This is a genomic window from Micromonospora sp. AKA38 (assembly GCF_027925725.1).
Taxonomy (GTDB): Bacteria; Actinomycetota; Actinomycetes; order Mycobacteriales; family Micromonosporaceae; genus Micromonospora.
On record NZ_BNEI01000002.1, the window covers coordinates 625,630 to 642,497 of the forward strand.

A 16,868-nucleotide genomic window follows, 5' to 3' on the forward strand; every position below is an offset into this window, starting at 1 on the left:
ACCCGCTAGTACCGCTTACTTGCCCGGTCCAGGAAGCGGGCCACGTCCCGCCGGCCGCGCAGCCGACGCACCGGCAGGTTCGGGGCGTACGCGGCGACGGCCGCCAACACGCGGGGGCGGGAGCGGCGCGGATAGCGCCAGACGTAGCGCAGGAGGTCGAGGTCGACGCGGTCCGGGCAGCCCTCGGGAAGGTCGGGTCGGGGCTCGGTGCGGTGGGCCCAGCGGCGACGCGCCACCCGGGCCAGGCACCGCAGCCGGTGCGGGTCGCAGAGCACCATCAGGTCGGCGCGGGGCAGTCGGAGGTCGAGGGTGCTGGCGTAGTTGCCGTCCATCACCCAGGCCGGGCGGGCGGCGAGCGCGGCCACCTCGGCGCGGAACTCGGCGCCGGTCGGGGCGACCCAGCCGGGCCGCCAGTAGTGGCGGTCGAGGTGGATCAGCGGAAGGTCGAGTCGCCGGGCCAGTTCACCGGCGAGGGTGCTCTTGCCGGCGCCCGAGCTGCCGACGACGAGGATGCGGCGCACCGGGTGACGGTAGCGCTGGCGTTCCGCCGCGCGACGGCGCTGCGGGTGCGGCGACCGGTGAGCGCGGGCTCCGGACCGGCGCTGCGGGTGCGGCGACCGGTGAGCGCGGGCTCCGGACCAGCGCTGCGGGTGCGGCGACCGGTGCGGCGGTGACGCTGGCGGTGGGGCCGGTCACGGTGTCGCGGGGCCCCAGCCGGCCGGCGTCACCGCCGGGCGGCCTGCGTCACTGACGGGTGTCCATCGAGGTCTGCAACGCGCGACGCATCTGCTCGCGCGCCTCGTCGTTGGTGGTCTCGGTCTGCGGCTTGCGCTTGCTCGGCATGGCATGTCCTTCCAGGGTGCGGACCACCGAGGCACGGCGGCCCTGCGGGCGCCCGACGCCCCGTCGTCGACGACGCGACGTCCGTCGCGCCGCGACCGGAGTCGTCGGCCTGCTGCGCGCCGGGCAGCGGTCCGGGATCACCGGAGCGGCTCGCCTGGCAGCGTGAGCCCGGGTCGGTCTGACCCTGGAGGGAGGCAGCGCCGGGTGCGGCACCACCCCCCGTGACCAGCGCCGCGAAGCGCCGGTCCCGCACCCAAATTAACGTTCACTTTCCAGATAGTGCCCACTGTTCCCGCGATGCGGACAGGTAACCCCGTTTCCGGCAACGCCTCAGCGGGCGAGAAAGTGCCAGCCCAGCCACCACCAGAAGCCGAACAGACCGATCCGGCCCACCGGCACCGGCCCGACCTCGTACCGCATGACGAAGGCGCAGACGTCGGCCAGGGACGGGACCCGGGAACCCTCCCGGCGGGCGGCCCACTCGACGACCGCGAACAGCAGCACGGCGGTCAGGAACCCGCCGATGGCCAACGCGCGCATCATCGGCGGACCAGTCCCCAGAACGCGGCCAGCCAGGCGAACCAGGCCGCCGAGCGGGCCAGGTGGTCCTCGAGCAGCGGATCGGCCAGCCGGGAGAAGGTGGGAAAGTCGTCGCCCACGGACAGCACGAACGTCGCCCCCTCGAAGACCCCGAAGACGGTGACCGGCAGCAGCCACCACAGCGCGGCCGACGGCAGCCGCCGCGGCGCCGGGCGTCGGGGCACCCGGTTGCTCAGACCGACCCAGATCAACCCCCCGCCGGTGCCGAGGATGTAGAGGTTCGCCACCGTCGAGAACGACGGAAGTTGGCCACCGACCAGGGAGAGGCAGATCAACACCGGTACGGAGACGACCGGTCGGTCCCAGACCCGGGGCGCCTCGACGGTGAGCTCACGGGGGTGATCCATCATCCGATTGTCCCCAGCGTGACGTAGCGCGGGAAGACCGGCACGCCTCGTGTCTGCGGGGAAACGCCGAAGGCCGGCACCCTCGGCGGGGTGCCGGCCTTCACGCTCGGTCTTACTTGGTCCAGTGCTTGCTGACGAGGTCGGTGGCCTGCTTCTCCCACTGCGCGTACGCGTCCGGGTAGGCCGACACCTGCACCGTCTGCGCGGCCTTGGTCAGCGGCATGTCCTGCCAGCCGTCGACCTGCTTCAGACCCTTCAGGAACGCGAGCGTCGAGTACTCGGGGTCGGTGATCTGCTCCGGGGTGCCCCAACCCGAGGAGGGGCGCTGCTGGAACAGACCCAGCGAGTCGTGGTCGTTGCGGTCGCCGAGGTGGCCCAGGTTCTCCAGCTTCGACTCCTGCAACGCGGTCGCGATCGAGATGACCGCGGCCCGCTCCGGCAGCCCGGCCTTCTTCGTCGCCGCGATGATCGCCTTCACGTTCGCGGTCTGCTCGTCGTTCAGGTTGATCGTCGACTGCTCACCCTGCACACTCGCCACCGCCGTGACCGGCTTGGCCGTGGCGGCGTGCGCGGACTCGACATGACCGGCGATCGGACCGGCGAACACACCACCGGTGAAGGCCAGACCAGCAATACCCAGCACGCTCTTACGCAGCATCGTGTTCATGAGGGGGCTCCATTCGGGGGTCAACGCACCGGGGGGTGCGGGCACCGTCAGGCGCACAACAAGTTCTCGGGGGATCCGGTTGCTCGCGGGGCGGGGGCCTCGACGCGGCGCCGGAAGTCTGTGCAACGACCGGGCCCCCACCGTCATTCCCAGGGGGCTGGAGGCGCTTGCCTTCCTCGGCCGTGCACCGGGATACAACGCCGCGACCCCCCGACCCATTCCACCGCCAGCGTGCCGCCGACCACCACCGAACCGAACAAAACGCCCCCACAGCGCGGGAGCACGCACAAGGCACCGGATGCCGAACCGCCCAGACACCCATACCGTTCCACCCACCCGCCCCTACCACCACGAGTGGAACGCCATGGTTGTCATACGGCTGCCCAGACAGCCATACCGTTCCACCCACCGCCCGCCAACGCCACGAGTGGAACGTTATGGGCGTCACGGGAATGTCCGGGACATTCGATGACGTGCCGCCCGGAGCGGGGCGGAGCCGATCAGCGAGGGCCAGGGCCGGCGGCGTCCCGTCAGACGGGTGGGGCGGTCAGTACCGCGGTGGGGAGTGCGGCGCGGATGCTGCCGATCACGTCGTCGAGGGGGCCACGACCCGTGAAACCGGCCGCGAAGCGGTGCCCGCCGCCGCCCAGGCCGACCGCCACCCGGCTCACGTCCACCGCGCCCTTGCTGCGCAGCGAGACCGCCCACTCGGCGTCCCCGGACTGCTTCACCACGCAGCTCACGTCCGCCTCGGCGGTGCAGCGGACCGAGTCGATGAGCGCCTCCAACACGTACGCCGGCTGGTCGTGGCGGACCAGGTCGTCACGGGTCGCGTACGTCCAGACCAGGCCGTGCCCGTCGGCGGCGGCGGGTTCCAACGTGGCCCGGCCGAGCACCTCGCCGAAGAGGCGGACGGCGCCGAACGGGCGGGTGTCGAAGACCCGCCGGGAGATGTCGCCGGGGCGGATGCCGGTGGCCAGCAGGCGCGCGGCCATCTCGTGCACGGCCGGGGTGGTCGCCTCGAACCGGAACGAGCCGGTGTCGGTGGTCAGTGCCACGTAGAGCCCGGTCGCCGTGGCCGCGTCCAGCGGAACGCCGAGCCGGTCCAGCAGCCCCAGCGCCACCACGGAGGTGGCCGCCGCGTGCGGGTCCACCAGGTTGACGTCACCGAAGCCGGTGTTCGAGGCATGGTGGTCCAGCACCAGCGACGTGCCCGCCCCGCCCAGCCGGTCGGCCAGGTCGCCGAGCCGGGACTCGCTCGCCGCGTCGAAGCAGATCACCAGGTCCGGTGCCGGGTCCGCGTCGTCCTGCGGCACCAGCAGCTCGACGCCGGGCAGCCAGCGGAACGGCTCCGGCACGCCGGCCGGCCCGGGGAACGTCGCCTGGAGGTGGCGTACCCCGAGTCGGCGCAGGCCCAACGCGAAGCCGAGCATGCTGCCGAGCGCGTCCCCGTCCGGGTTGACGTGGCAGATCAGCAGCACCCGCGCGTCCGGGTGGAGGCCCCGCACCGCCGCGACGGCAGCCGCCCAGTCGGCGTCGGTGGGACCGGCGGGGGACGGCGCGCCACTCACGGCGGTGCCCGGCCCGCCGCTCGGGACGGCCTCGGTCACCGGCGGTCGCCGCCGCGCGGCGCGTCGTCCGCCGGGGAGCCACCCTCGGCGTCGGCGTCGCCCACCGGGGAGTAGCCCTCCGCGTCGGCGTCGTCCTCCTCGACGCGGTACGGCTGGGCGTCGCCCGCGTACGCGGCCTTGGCGGCCAGCCGCTGCACCTCGGCGTCGGCGGAGCGGGCGGCGGTCAGCAGGTCGTCGATGTGCTTGACCTGGTTCTGCACGTCGTCGAGAACGAAGGTGAGCGTCGGCGAGTGCCGCAGGCCAAGTGCCTTGCCGACCGTGCTGCGCAGCATGCCCTTGGCGCTCTCCAGCGCGGCGGCGGTGCTCGCCTGGGCCGCCGCGTCACCGAGCACGGTGTAGAAGACGGTGGCGTCGCGCAGGTCGGCGGTGATCCGGGCGTCGGTGATCGTGATCATGCCGAGCCGGGGGTCCTTGATCTGGCTCCGCACCACCGACGCGACGAGTTCACGGACGCGCTCCGCGTGCCGGCGTACCTTGGCCGGATCCGACATGTCCCCCACCTCCACGATCACTGTTCCTACGACCCCGGCGCGCCTGACGCCGCGATCGGGAAGCCGCCGGCCGGGGGCGGCGCCGGGCGCCGCCGGGCCCGACCGCCCAACGTCCGAGAACACTACCCGCGCCTTGACCGGCCCCGCGCGGCGCGGCCCGGCTGCCGCGCGACGCGCCGACGGTGTCAGTCGTCCGCGCCGTGCAGGCGGCGACGCACCGACAGCAGTTCGGTCTCCGGGCGGGCGGCGACCATCCGTTCGCAGGAGTCGAGCACCTCGCGGACGTGGGCCGGCTCGGCGGCCACCACGGCCACCCCGATCTCGGCCCGGCCGTGCAGGTCGAGCGCGCCGACCTCGGCGACCGAGACCTCGAACTTGCGCAGCGCGGCGACGATCGGCCGGACGTAGGACCGCTTGGCCTTCAGGGACCGGGAGTCACCCGGCAGCAACAGGTCGAACAGCGCGGTTCCGGTATACACGGCGAGCAACGGTACGCGCCGGGACGCCGCCGGTCACCCGGATAAGACGTGACCACCGCCGGTCACCCCGGATAAGCCGTGACCACCGCCGGTCACCCGGTCATGGCGCGACCGCCACGACCACGTCCCGCTCGATGGCCTGGTCGACCCGGTGGGCCAGGTCCCGCCAGCCGGGCCCGTCGACGACGCGCAGGCCGGCATCGGTCAGCACCGCCTCGGCCGCCGCGCGTGGCGCCACGTGGGTGTTCCAGGACAGCCCCAACGCGCCGCCCGGCCGCAGCAGCTCCCGCCACACCGGCACGGCGGCGGTGAGCAGTTCCAGCGGGCTGCGGGACAGGCCCTGGCCGGTGCGGCTGCCGTGCGCCACCCCGTACGGGGCGTCGGTGACGAGCACGTCGGCGCAGCGGGGACGGAGCACCTCGCGGGCCCGGGTGGTGTCGGTGTTCAGCACGACGATCCGCTGGGTGGCACCGGCCCGGTGCGCGTCCTTCGACGGCGAGAGCACCGCCTCGAAGCGGCGGGCGACCAGCTTGCGGTCCCGGCGCACCGACGTGGACTCCGCCGTGTGCTTGAGCCGCTTACGGCGCAGCCAGGTACGCAGGAACGCCGCGTACGCCTCCACGTCCTGGCTGTCGCGTTCGACGCCGATGCCGTCGTGGCCGTACATGAGCGCCTGGTTGAGCGTGGTGCCCCGGCCGCAGAGCGGGTCCAGCACCACCAGCCCGCCGTCGAGCATCCGGGGCGCGGCGGCGGAGGCGAGCAGCGTGACGTTGAGCAGCAGCCGGGTGAACTGCTCGTTGGTCTTGCCGGCGTACTTGGGGATGGTGATCAGGTCCGAGTCGTACCGGGCCAGCGGGTGCAGCGGCACCGGCCGGAGCAGGTCGTCGCCGACCCGCTCGAAGAGCGCGTACGCCGCCGACAGGTTCGCCAGGTGGGCCAGGTCCCGTGCGCCGAGGCCGGGTGCGGGCGCGGTGAACGTCAGATACTCCACTCCGCCGATGCGGGTGACCTCCGCGTCGGACGGCGGCGCGTCGAGCACACCCGAGCCGGCGAACACGGCCAGTTCGGCGCGGGCCAGCCGGGCCGCCGCGTCGGCGTAGACGCGGTTGGCGGAGGGGGCGAGGAGCAGTGCGTACCCGATCACGCCGGAGATTGTCTCAGCCTGCGGAAACGGCGACGGCCGGGGCCCGAAGGCCCCGGCCGTCGACCGGTCGTGCACACCACTCAGGCGCGCGGCTTCTCCCGCATCTCGAAGGTCTCGATGATGTCGCCGACCTGGACGTTGTTGTAACCGCCCAGCGTCAGACCACACTCGAAGCCTTCGCGGACCTCGGTCGCGTCGTCCTTGAACCGCTTCAGCGAGCTGATCGTGAGGTTGTCCGCCACGACCGACCCGTCCCGCAGCAGCCGCGCCTTGGCGTTGCGGCGGATGAGGCCGGACCGGACGATACAGCCGGAGATGTTGCCGATCTTGGACGAGCGGAAGACGTCGCGGATCTCCGCGGTGCCCAGCTCGACCTCCTCGTACTCCGGCTTGAGCAGCCCCTTGAGCGCGGCGTCGATCTCCTCGATGGCCTGGTAGATGACCGTGTAGTACCGGATCTCCACGCCCTCGCGGTCGGCGATCTCGCGGACCTTGTTGGCGGCCCGCACGTTGAAGCCGATGATCGTGACCGCCTCGGACGAGGCGCTCGCGAGCATGACGTCGCTCTCGGTGATCGCGCCCACGCCCCGGTGGATGATCCGAAGCTGGACCTCCTCCGGGATGTCGAGGTTGAACAGCGCGTCCTCGAGCGCCTCCACGGAACCGGAGACGTCGCCCTTGAGCACCAGGTTGAGCGAGGTCTTCTCGCCCTCCTTGAGCTGCTCCATGAGCGTCTCGAGGGTGGCCCGGCCACGGGAGTTGGCGAAGGACGCCGCCCGCCGCCGTGCCTGCCGCTGCTCGGCGATCTGCCGCACGGTGCGGTCGTCCTCGGCGGCCAGGAAGGTGTCACCCGCACCCGGCACCGTGGTCAGACCCAACACCATGACCGGACGCGCCGGCCCGGCCGTGTCGACCGGCTTGCCGTTCTCGTCCAGCATGGCCCGCACCCGGCCGTGCGCCCCACCGGCGACGATGGAGTCACCCGCCCGCAGCGTGCCCTTCTGCACCAGCACGGTCGCCACCGCGCCGCGGCCCTTGTCCAGGTGCGCCTCGATGGCCACACCCTGCGCCGGCCCGTCGATCGGAGCGGTCAGCTCCAGCGACGCGTCGGCGGTCAGCAGGACGGCCTCGAGCAGCTCCTCGATGCCGATGCCGGGCTTGGCGGCCACGTTGACGAACATGGTGTCGCCGCCGTACTCCTCGGCGACCAGGCCGTACTCGGTCAGCTGCTGGCGGACCTTGTCCGGGTTCGCCTCCGGCTTGTCGACCTTGTTGACCGCGACCACGATCGGCACGTCCGCCGCCTTGGCGTGGTTGAGCGCCTCGATGGTCTGCGGCATCACGCCGTCGTCGGCCGCCACCACCAGGATCACGATGTCCGTCACCTGGGCACCACGGGCACGCATGGCGGTGAACGCCTCGTGACCCGGGGTGTCGATGAAGGTCACCGCGCGGTCCTCGCCCTCGTGCGGGACGTGGACCTGGTAGGCGCCGATGTGCTGGGTGATGCCACCCGCCTCGCCGGCCACGACGTTCGCCTTGCGGATCGCGTCGAGCAGCTTGGTCTTACCGTGGTCGACGTGACCCATGACGGTCACCACCGGCGCACGGCTGACCAGGCGGTCCGCCGCGACCTCGGCGTCGAGGTCGATGTTGAACTGCGCGAGCAGCTCGCGGTCCTCGTCCTCCGGGCTGACGATCTGCACGTCGAAGCCGAGGTGCTCACCCAGCAGCAGCAGGGTCTCGTCGGAGCAGGACTGGGTCGCGGTCACCATCTCGCCCAGGTTGAACATCTCCTGGACCAGCGAACCCGGATTGGCGTTGATCTTGTCGGCGAAGTCCGACAGCGAGGCGCCACGGGACAACCGGACGACCTGACCCTGACCGCGGGGCGCACCCGAGGACATGGTCGGGGCCGACAGGTTGTCGAACTCCTGTCTGCGCTGCTTCTTGGACTTGCGACCGCGGGTCGGCCGACCGCCGGGACGCCCGAAGGCACCCGCCGCGCCACCGCCACGGCCGCGACCGCCGCCACCCGGACGGCCACCGCCGCCACCGGGACGGAAACCGCCACCGGGCGCGCCGCCACCGCCGCCGGCGCCACCGCCGGGACCACCACGGAAGCCACCGCCACCGCCGCCGCCACCGGGACCGCCGCGGTAGCCACCGCCACCGCCGCCGCCACCGGGACCGCCGCGGAAGCCACCGCCACCGCCGCCGCCGGGACGACCCGCGCCGCCGCCGGGGCCGCCACGACCGCCACCGGGACCGCCGGGGCGACCGGTGGTCGGACGCTGGCTCGGCATGGACGCCGGACTCGGCCGCGGCGGCATGGACGCCGGGCTGGGCCGCGGCGGCATGCCGGCCGGGCTGGGACGGGGACCGCCCGCACCGGCGGCCGGGGGACGCTGCTGGCCGCCCTGGATGCCGAACGGGTTGTTGCCGGCGCCACGCGCCGGCGGGCGACCGCCCGGCCGGGCACCGGGGCCCTGACCCTGACCCGGACCGCCGGGACGCGCGGCCGGGGAACCCGGACGCGGCGGCATGGCGTTCGGGCCGGGACGCGGGCCGGGACGGGGACCGCCCTCGGCCGGGGGCTCCCGGCGGGGGGTCTCGCGCTGCTGCTGGCGGGCGGCCTGGGCGGCCTTGACCGCGGCCTCCTGCTCAGCCTTCAGCGCGGCGGCGCGTGCCTCCGCGGCCGCCACTTCGATGTCGTGCGCGCTCGCCGGCTTGGCGACCGGGGTCGCCGGCTGCGGCGGGCCGGGGACCGGGCCCTTGGGCCGCGGTCCAGGGGTCGGCGCGGCCGGCCGCCGGGGCGGCATCGGACGGGCCGAGACCCGGGGGGCACCCGGGGTCGGGGTGGGCGTGGGGGTCGGTGCCGGGCCGCTGGACGCGGCAGTCGGCGGGGCGGCGGGCGCCGGCGAACCGGCGGACGCCACGAACGCGTTCCGCAGCCGTCGGGCGACAGGCGCCTCGACGGTGCTGGAGGCGGACTTCACGAACTCGCCCATCTCCTTGAGCTTGGCGAGAACGGTCTTGCTTTCGACCCCGAGCTCCTTGGCAAGCTCGTGTACGCGGGCCTTTCCTGCCACTGCACTCCTCACTCCGAGGTCGTGCGGGCAGCACCCGCAGCGACCTCACTCGTGCACTTGAAGCCTGGTCATTTCTGCGACTTCATCGTGTGCTCATGTCGGTCGTCCTACCTTGCTAGCGACCCGCGACCGGTCGGGTTTGACCGCTCGTCGGGGGTTGCGCGTCGACGTGCTCGGCAAGCGCGCCGTGGTCGGGGACCCCGGCGACGCGCAGTGCCCGCCCGAAGGCGCGGCGCCGCACCGCCTGCGCGAAGCAGGCCGGATTGGGGTGCATGTTCGCTCCCCGACCCGGCAGTCTGCGGGCCGGATCGGGCCGGAGACTGGTCTGACCAGCCTCGTCACCGACCGCGACGACCCGCAACAACTCGCTGGCCGGCGCTCGTTTCCGGCAGCCCACACAGGTGCGCTCCGGCAGCTCGCGTCGTGCCACTGAGAAAGTCTACCCCTAGCTGCTCGAGATCGCGCCGCCCGGCTCCGGTACGTGAGCGGCTCCGCTGCGGCCGGCGCTGCCGGAGGACTCCGCGTCGGAGCGGATGTCGATGCGCCATCCGGTCAACCGGGCAGCCAGGCGGGCGTTCTGCCCTTCCCGGCCGATCGCGAGCGAGAGCTGGAAATCCGGCACGGTGACCCGGGCGGCGCGGCTGGCCAGGTCGACCACCTCGACCCGCAGGGCCTTGGCCGGCGACAGCGCGTTGCCGACGAAGGTGGCCGGGTCGTCCGACCAGTCGATGATGTCGATCTTCTCGCCGTGCAGCTCGCTCATCACCGCGCGGACCCGCTGTCCCATCGGGCCGATGCAGGCGCCCTTGGCGTTCACGCCGGGCGTGGTGGAGCGTACGGCGATCTTGGTGCGGTGACCTGCCTCACGCGCGATCGCGCCGATCTCCACCGTGCCGTCGGCGATCTCCGGCACCTCCAGCGCAAAGAGCTTCTTCACCAGTGCCGGGTGCGACCGGGACAGCGTGATCTGCGGCCCGCGCATGCCCTTGGCGACGTGCACGACGATGCAGCGGATCCGCTCGCCGTGCTGCGGGTCCTCCCCCGGCACCTGCTCGGACTGGGGCAGCACGCCCTCCAGCTTGCCCAGGTCGACGCTGATGATGCCCTTCTCCTTGCGGGCCTCGTGCGCCTGCACCACGCCGGTGACCAGGTCGCCGTCGCGACCCGCGTACTCGCCGAAGTGGACCTCGTCGGTGGCCTCCCGCAGCCGCTGGAGGATCACCTGCTTGGCGGTCATGGCGGCGATCCGGCCGAAGTCGTGCGGGGTGTCGTCCCACTCCCGGGTGACCGTGCCGTCGTCGTCCATCTCCTGGGCGTAGACCGAGGCGGCCCCGCTCTTACGGTCGATCTCCACCCGGGCGTGCGGCTCGGCGCCGTCGGTGTGCCGGTACGCGGTCAGCAGCGCGGTCTCGATCGCCGCGAGGATCGTGTCGAACGGGATCTCCCGCTCGCGCTCCAGGGCGCGCAGCGCCGCGAGGTCGATGTTCACCTCTCCTCGTCCTCCAGATCTTCGTCGTCGATGTCGGTGTCGGTGTCGTCGTCGAGGTCGGCGTCGGCCAGGTCGTCCAGGCGGGAGAACTCCACCTGGACCCGGCCGGGCCCGAGCTCGGCGTACGGATGGGCGGCGGAGCCGGCGTCGGTCTCCAGCGTCACGCGCTCGTCGTCGGCGGCCGTGATCCGGCCGGTGAGCTGCCGGTCCCCGGCGTCGCCACGGACGGTGACCTTGACCAGCCGGCCGACGTTGCGCCGCCAGTGTCGGGGCAGGGTGAGCGGGCGGTCCACGCCCGGCGAGCTGACCTCGAGCTGGTACTCGCCGGCGACGATGTCGCCACCGGCCTCCTCGGCGGCGTCCAGCGCGGTGGAGACGGCCCGGGAGACGTCCGCGACGGCGTCCAGGTTGATCCCGCCGTCGGCGTCCACGATCACCCGGACCACGTGCCGGCGCCCGGCCCGGGAGACGGAGAGATCCTCCAGGTCGTAGCCGGCGGCGGTGACCACCGGCTCGATCACCTCGCGCAGCCGGGCCCGGCGGGCGGCGAGGTCGCCACGGGGTGCGCCGCTCCGCTCCGGACCGCGGGGGCCGTCGGACCGGCGGGGCCGCCCGGCGGGCCCGGACGACCGGGTGGCACGGCCACGCTGCGTCATTCCGCGCACCTCTCTGCTGTTGCCACGGCCCCTCGGGGCCGGGTTCGTCCGGGCCGGCGTACGCGGTCGACCCGCAATGCCGGCACGCCACCGGGGCGTTCGCGCCCGGTGGCTGCGCAGAGCGTAACGCCTGGGCCGGGTGGCGGCCCGGGCGGCGCACCGAGGAGGCTGCCCCACGGGGTGGCGGGGATGGTGTTGACTTGTCCGGTGGGGACCGGCAGAACACCATCTGACCAGGGCGGAGCGGGGCATTCCCGGCGTCGCCTGCTGCGGGCCGGAGCGCTCGTGGCGCTCGGTGGCGCCACCGCGCCGCTGACTGGTTGTGATCCTTTCGACCGCGACGACGAGCCACCGCCGCCGGACGCGCTGGAGCCGCTGGCGGCCGAGGCCCTCGCGTTGGAGGCGCGGCACCGGGCCGCCGCCTCGACCGCGCCGACGCTGGCCGCGCGGCTCACCCCGATCGCCGACGCGCACCGGGCGCACGCCGACGAGTTGCGCCGGGTGATCGGCCGGGCGGCGCCCTCCGGGACGACGTCCACCGGCCCGACCGGCCCGGCGTCCGGGGCACCGGCCGACGCTCCGGACGCCGTGCTCGCCGAGCTGCGCCGGGCCGAGCAGCAGGGCCACGCGAGCGCCGCCAAGGCCGCCGCGACCGCACCCGTCGACCGGGCGGCGCTGCTCGGCTCGATCGCCGCGGCCCGGGCCACCCACGTGGAGGCGCTGGCATGAGCGAACGCACCGAGCGCAGCGAGGGCCGTGAGCGCATGCCCAGCCAGCACCGCATGAGCGAACGCACCGAACGCAGCGAGGGCCGTGAGCGCATGCCCGACCAGCACCGCATGAGCGAACGCACCGAACGCAGCGAGGGCCGGGTGGCCATGCCCGCCGGGCAGCGCGTGGACCCGAGCAACGGACCGAGCAACGGCCCGACCCGGGCGCTCGGTGACGCGCTCGCCGCCGAGTACGCGGCGGTCTGGGCGTACGGGGTGATCGGCGTGCACCTCACCGACGCGGCCCGCTCGGCCGCCCGTGCCGCCGAGGCGGCGCACCGTTCCCGCCGGGACGCGCTGCTGCTCCAGCTCGCCGAGGGGGCCGGGCAGGTGCCGGCGGACCGGGCCGGCTACGCGTTGCCCTACCCGGTGACCGACCGGACGAGCGCGCTCCAACTGGCCGTGGAGGTCGAGGAACGGACCGCCGGTCACTGGCGGGCCGCGCTGCCGCACACCGCCGGCGCGGACCGGAACACGGCGCTCGCCGCGCTCACCGACTGCGCGCTGCGGGCCACCCGCTGGCGGCGTACGGCGGGGGTGAGCCCGGTCACCGTGCCGTTCCCGGGTCGGCCGGCCTGAGCGCGACGGCGGTCACCCGGTGGAGCCCTCCGGTTGCGGCGCGCATACCAGGTATGCATACTCCAGGCCATGTCCATCCGCCACGGCCTGCTCGCCCTCCTCGAACGTGGCCAGATGTACGGCTACCAGTTGCGTGCCGCGTTCGAGGAGTCGACCGGCTCGACGTGGCCGCTCAACATCGGGCAGGTCTACACCACGCTGGCCCGGCTGGAACGTGACGGTCTGGTGCGCCCGCTGCCGGAGAACGAGAGCGGGCAGCGGCCGTACGAGATCACCGACGCCGGGCGGGCGGACCTGGCGCTCTGGTTCGCCACGCCGATCAGCCGGGCCGACCGGCCCCGGGACGAACTGTCGATCAAGCTGGCGCTGGCGCTGACCACACCCGGGGTGGACGTCCGGGCGGTGGTGCAGACCCAGCGCAGCGCCACCATGCGCGCGTTGCAGGAGTTCACCCGGTTGAAGTACACCAGCGACAAGCCGGAGGATCTGCCCTGGCGGCTGGTGCTGGACGCGATGATCTTCCAGGCCGAGGCCGAGGTGCGGTGGCTCGACCACTGCGAGACCAGCCTGGTCCGCCACCGCCCGACGGCGGGCCGGCCGGTCGCCCACCCCGAGGCGGTGGACCGGGCCGGTGACGAGGCCCGCCGGTGACGGGGCACGGGAGGCCCGCGACGATGAGCGGAGTGCTCGAACTACGCGACGTGCGCCGGACGCACGGCGCGGGCGAGGCCGCCGTGCACGCGCTGCGCGGCGTCAGCCTCACCGTGGCGGCCGGCGAGCTGGTGGCGGTGATGGGCCCCTCCGGGTCCGGCAAGTCCACCCTGCTGGCGCTGGCCGGTGGGCTGGACCGGCCCACCGGCGGTGAGGTGCTGGTCGAGGGCGAGGCGCTCGGCGGCCTGCCGGCCCGCGAGCTGGCCCGCCTGCGTCGCCGCCGGATCGGTTACGTCTTCCAGGACCTCAACCTGCTGGGCAGCCTGACCGCGGTGGAGAACGTGGCGCTGCCCCTGGAGCTGGACGGCATCGGGGTGCGGGCGGCCCGCCGGCTGGCCCTGGCCGCGCTGCGCGAGGTCGACGTCGCGGGGCAGGCGGACCGGTTCCCCGACCAGATGTCCGGCGGTCAGCAGCAGCGGGTGGCGATCGCCCGGGCCCTGGTCGGCGAACGCCGGCTGGTCCTCGCCGACGAGCCGACCGGCGCGCTGGACTCGCAGGCCGGCGAGGCGGTGCTGCACCTGCTGCGCCGCCGGGTGGACGACGGCGCGGCCGGGGTGCTGGTCACCCACGAGGCCCGGCACGCCGGCTGGGCGGACCGGGTGGTCTTCCTCCGCGACGGGGTGCTCGTCGACTCGACCGCGCCGCTGGTCGGCATCGAGCACCTGCTCAGCGGCAGCGAGCGGTGAGCCCCGGCCGGCTCGCCGCGGCCCGGGGGTCGTGGCGCACCGCGCTGCGGATCGCCCGCCGGGAGGCCCGCCGCTCCCGCCGCCGCACCCTGCTGGTGCTGGTGATGATCGCGCTGCCGGTGCTGGGACTCAGCTTCGCCGCGGCGAGCTACGACATGTCCGAGCTGACCCGCTCGGAACGGCTCGACCGCCGGCTCGGCGCGGCCGACGCCGAGCTGCGCTGGAGCAGCCTGACCCCGGTGACGCAGGACAGGTGGGGCGACAACTCCTGGCCGGTCGAGGGCGACCCGGTGCCCCGGACCCGCCCGGTCACCGCCGACGAGTTGCGGGCGCTCCTGCCCGCCGGCAGCCGGGTCATCCGGGTCCGACGGTGGATGCCGTTCGAGACGCCGCTCGGCCGCCGGACAGTGTCGTTCCAGGCGCGCGCGCTCGACCTGACCGACCCGCTCGCCCGTCCGCTGGCCACGCTGCGGGCGGGCCGGGTGCCGGTGCGCCCGGACGAGATCGCGGTCAGTCCGGCCGCGCAACGCCGGCTGGACACCCGCCCCGGGGCGCCGGTACGCACCACCGACGGCACGCCGTACCGGGTGGTCGGGGTGGTCGAGTTCCCGGACAACCTGGGCGAGGTGGTGACGCTCTCCGGCGTCGCTCCGGACGGGCCGCCCACCGACGAGAGCTGGCTGGTGGACCTGCCCGGGGCGATGGACGAGGCGCTGGCCGACCGGCTGAACGCCCGCGGCATCCAGGTGTCCACCCGGTCCCCGCTGCCCGGTCGGCAGGAGTTCGACAACGGCACGCCGTTGCCGGACGCCGAGGAGGCCGGCGTCTCGGTGCTGGTCGGCGGCCTGGGTCTGCTGGAGGTGGTGCTGCTGGTCGGGCCGGCCTTCGCGGTCGGCGTACGCCGCCGGCGGCGGGATCTCGCGCTGGTCGCGGTGGCCGGCGGGGACGCCGCCCACCTGCGCCGGATCGTGCTCGCCGACGGGGTGGTGCTCGGCGCCGGCGGGGCCGCCCTCGGGCTGCTGCTCGGCGTCGGGACCGCGTTCGCCGGCCGGCCGCTGGTCGAGCAGTACCTGATCCACGAGCGCCTCGGCGCGTACCGCGTCTTTCCCAGCGCGCTGGCCGCGATCGCCGCGGTCGCGGTGCTGGCCGGTGTGCTGGCGGCGCTCGCGCCGGCCTGGACCGCGGCCCGGCAGGACGTGGTGGCCGGCCTGGCCGGCCGGCGGGATGCGCCCCGGCCACGTCGGCGCTGGTTGCTGCTCGGCGCGCTGCTCACCGTCGTCGGCACCGCCCTGGCCGCGTTCGCCGCCTCCCAGACCTCGCCGACCGGGGTGCTGGCCGGTGTCACCCTCGGTGAGCTGGGGCTGGTCTTCTGCACCCCGACGCTGGTCGGGCTGCTGGCCCGGGCCGGCCGGCTGCTGCCGCTGACCCCCCGGCTCGCGTTACGCGACGCCAGTCGCAACCGGTCGTCGGCCGCGCCGGCCATCTCGGCCGTGATGGCGGCGGTCGCCGGCAGCGTCGCGCTCGGCGTCTACGTGGCCAGCGACGACGCCCGGCAGCGGGCGGGGTGGCAACCCGGCCTGCCGCCGGGACACGCGCTGGTCCAGTTCGCCGACCGGGAGGGGGACCCGCGGCCGACGCTCGCAGCGGTCACCGGACGGGTCCGGGCCGTGCTGCCCGACGCCGGCGTGGCGGGACTCGCCATTCCCGAGTGCGCCCGTCCGGCCGCCCCGGAGGACTACTGCGTCGCCCAGGCGGTGCGTCCGCCCGACGAGCGCTGCCGGTACGAGCCGTTCGAGGTGGCTCCCGCCTCGACCCGCGACGATCCCCGCTGCCGACAGCCGTTCCGGGAACCGAACGACATCTCGCTGCCGGCCATCGTGGACGACGGTGACGTGTTGGCGGCGCTCACCGGCGCGCCGGCCGACGAGGTGGCCGCCGCCCGCCGGACGCTCGCCGCGGGCGGCGTGGTGGTCACCGACCCTCGGCAGGTGGCGGACGGACGGGTCCGGGTGGAGGTGACCCACAGCTCCGGTGCCCCGACGGACGCCAGTCTGCTGCCCGGGTACCCGCTGCGCGGCGGCCTTCCGGTGGACCGGCTGGTCCTCTCCCCCGCCGCCGCGCGGGCGCTCGGCCTGGTGGCCGCGCCGATGGGCTACCTGGTGGACACCGCGGCCCCACCCACCGACGGGCAGCGCGAGCGGCTGATCGACGAGCTGTCCGAGGAGGCGCCGACGGCCCTCCAGGTGTCGACCGCCGACCCGCCGACCGACCAGCGTCCCCTGCTGCTCCTGCTGGCCGCCGCCTCCGGGGTGATCACGCTGGGCGCCGCCGCGGTCGCCACCGGCCTGGCCGCCGCCGAGGGCCGTCGGGACCTGTCCACGCTCGCGGCGGTCGGCGCCGATCCGCGGGTACGCCGGGTGCTGTCGCTCTGCCAGGCCGGCGTGATCGCGGTGCTCGGCTCGGCGCTGGGCATCGTGGCCGGACTCGGCTCGGCCGCCGTCGTGCTGGCCTCGCTGAACCAGCGGTACGCGCAGTCCTGGCCGGTGCAGCCGCCGTACCCGGTGACCGTGCCCGGCCTCACGATGGCCGTGCTGGTGGTGGTGCCGCTGGTGGCGATGCTCGGCGCGGCCCTGCTCACCCGCTCACGCCTGCCCGTCGAACGCCGCCTCGACTGACTGCCGGC

General features: G+C 74.5%; 16 protein-coding genes and 1 pseudogene. 5 read left to right on the forward strand and 12 right to left on the reverse strand.

Features of this window, described 5'->3' with window-relative positions; all coding sequences use genetic code 11:
* Nucleotides 1–5 precede the first annotated feature (5 nt).
* From TPA0908_RS06375 to rimP, 12 genes and pseudogenes are all read right to left on the reverse strand, one after another.
* On the reverse strand, nucleotides 6–521 hold the full coding sequence (locus TPA0908_RS06375; protein ID WP_281935549.1) for a P-loop NTPase family protein: 516 nt from the start codon (nucleotides 519–521) through the stop codon (nucleotides 6–8).
* Nucleotides 522–1,173: 652 nt separating this feature from the next.
* Nucleotides 1,174–1,383, reverse strand: coding sequence for a DUF6186 family protein (locus TPA0908_RS06380; RefSeq protein WP_281936265.1), 210 nt, complete (start codon nucleotides 1,381–1,383; stop codon nucleotides 1,174–1,176).
* Nucleotides 1,383–1,790 carry a hypothetical protein gene (locus TPA0908_RS06385; protein WP_281935551.1) on the reverse strand — a complete coding sequence of 136 codons (408 nt, stop codon included), beginning with the start codon at nucleotides 1,788–1,790 and terminating at the stop codon, nucleotides 1,383–1,385. The genes TPA0908_RS06380 and TPA0908_RS06385 overlap by 1 nt, the downstream gene beginning before the upstream one ends.
* A 112-nt stretch (nucleotides 1,791–1,902) precedes the next feature.
* Entirely contained in the window at nucleotides 1,903–2,457 is a 555-nt protein-coding gene (locus TPA0908_RS06390) for a hypothetical protein (RefSeq protein ID WP_281935553.1), read from the reverse strand.
* Between the two features lie 530 nt (nucleotides 2,458–2,987).
* Entirely contained in the window at nucleotides 2,988–4,028 is a 1,041-nt protein-coding gene (locus TPA0908_RS06395; RefSeq protein WP_281936267.1) for a DHH family phosphoesterase, read from the reverse strand.
* Between the two features lie 35 nt (nucleotides 4,029–4,063).
* Entirely contained in the window at nucleotides 4,064–4,579 is a 516-nt protein-coding gene (gene rbfA, locus TPA0908_RS06400; protein ID WP_281935555.1) for a 30S ribosome-binding factor RbfA, read from the reverse strand.
* Nucleotides 4,580–4,764: 185 nt separating this feature from the next.
* On the reverse strand, nucleotides 4,765–5,058 hold the full coding sequence (locus TPA0908_RS06405; RefSeq protein WP_107156020.1) for a DUF503 domain-containing protein: 294 nt from the start codon (nucleotides 5,056–5,058) through the stop codon (nucleotides 4,765–4,767).
* Nucleotides 5,059–5,158: 100 nt separating this feature from the next.
* On the reverse strand, nucleotides 5,159–6,202 hold the full coding sequence (locus TPA0908_RS06410; RefSeq protein ID WP_281935558.1) for a TRM11 family SAM-dependent methyltransferase: 1,044 nt from the start codon (nucleotides 6,200–6,202) through the stop codon (nucleotides 5,159–5,161).
* A gap of 80 nt (nucleotides 6,203–6,282) precedes the next feature.
* Nucleotides 6,283–9,294 (reverse strand): translation initiation factor IF-2, encoded by a 3,012-nt coding sequence (gene infB, locus TPA0908_RS06415; protein WP_281935560.1) that lies wholly within the window; start codon nucleotides 9,292–9,294, stop codon nucleotides 6,283–6,285.
* A gap of 93 nt (nucleotides 9,295–9,387) precedes the next feature.
* Nucleotides 9,388–9,724: pseudogene (locus TPA0908_RS06420) on the reverse strand (YlxR family protein).
* Nucleotides 9,725–9,739: 15 nt separating this feature from the next.
* Nucleotides 9,740–10,783 carry a transcription termination factor NusA gene (gene nusA / locus TPA0908_RS06425; RefSeq protein WP_281935563.1) on the reverse strand — a complete coding sequence of 348 codons (1,044 nt, stop codon included), beginning with the start codon at nucleotides 10,781–10,783 and terminating at the stop codon, nucleotides 9,740–9,742.
* Nucleotides 10,780–11,439 carry a ribosome maturation factor RimP gene (rimP, locus tag TPA0908_RS06430; RefSeq protein ID WP_281935565.1) on the reverse strand — a complete coding sequence of 220 codons (660 nt, stop codon included), beginning with the start codon at nucleotides 11,437–11,439 and terminating at the stop codon, nucleotides 10,780–10,782. The genes nusA and rimP overlap by 4 nt, the downstream gene beginning before the upstream one ends.
* A gap of 264 nt (nucleotides 11,440–11,703) precedes the next feature.
* On the opposite strand from rimP, the gene TPA0908_RS06435 reads away from it, so the two are divergent.
* The 5 genes from TPA0908_RS06435 (at nucleotide 11,704) to TPA0908_RS06455 (ending at nucleotide 16,860) form a co-directional block, all read left to right on the forward strand.
* The gene (locus tag TPA0908_RS06435; RefSeq protein WP_281936269.1) at nucleotides 11,704–12,168 is read left to right on the forward strand and encodes a hypothetical protein; all 465 of its coding nucleotides are present in this window, start codon (nucleotides 11,704–11,706) and stop codon (nucleotides 12,166–12,168) included.
* Nucleotides 12,169–12,317: 149 nt separating this feature from the next.
* Entirely contained in the window at nucleotides 12,318–12,788 is a 471-nt protein-coding gene (locus TPA0908_RS06440; RefSeq protein ID WP_281936271.1) for a ferritin-like domain-containing protein, read from the forward strand.
* A gap of 69 nt (nucleotides 12,789–12,857) precedes the next feature.
* Nucleotides 12,858–13,439, forward strand: a complete 582-nt coding sequence (locus TPA0908_RS06445; RefSeq protein WP_281935567.1) for a PadR family transcriptional regulator — start codon at nucleotides 12,858–12,860, stop codon at nucleotides 13,437–13,439.
* Between the two features lie 23 nt (nucleotides 13,440–13,462).
* Complete coding sequence (locus tag TPA0908_RS06450) at nucleotides 13,463–14,185, forward strand: ABC transporter ATP-binding protein (RefSeq protein WP_281935569.1); 723 nt, start codon at nucleotides 13,463–13,465, stop codon at nucleotides 14,183–14,185.
* Entirely contained in the window at nucleotides 14,182–16,860 is a 2,679-nt protein-coding gene (locus tag TPA0908_RS06455) for an FtsX-like permease family protein (protein WP_281935571.1), read from the forward strand. The genes TPA0908_RS06450 and TPA0908_RS06455 overlap by 4 nt, the downstream gene beginning before the upstream one ends.
* Nucleotides 16,861–16,868: the final 8 nt, after the last annotated feature.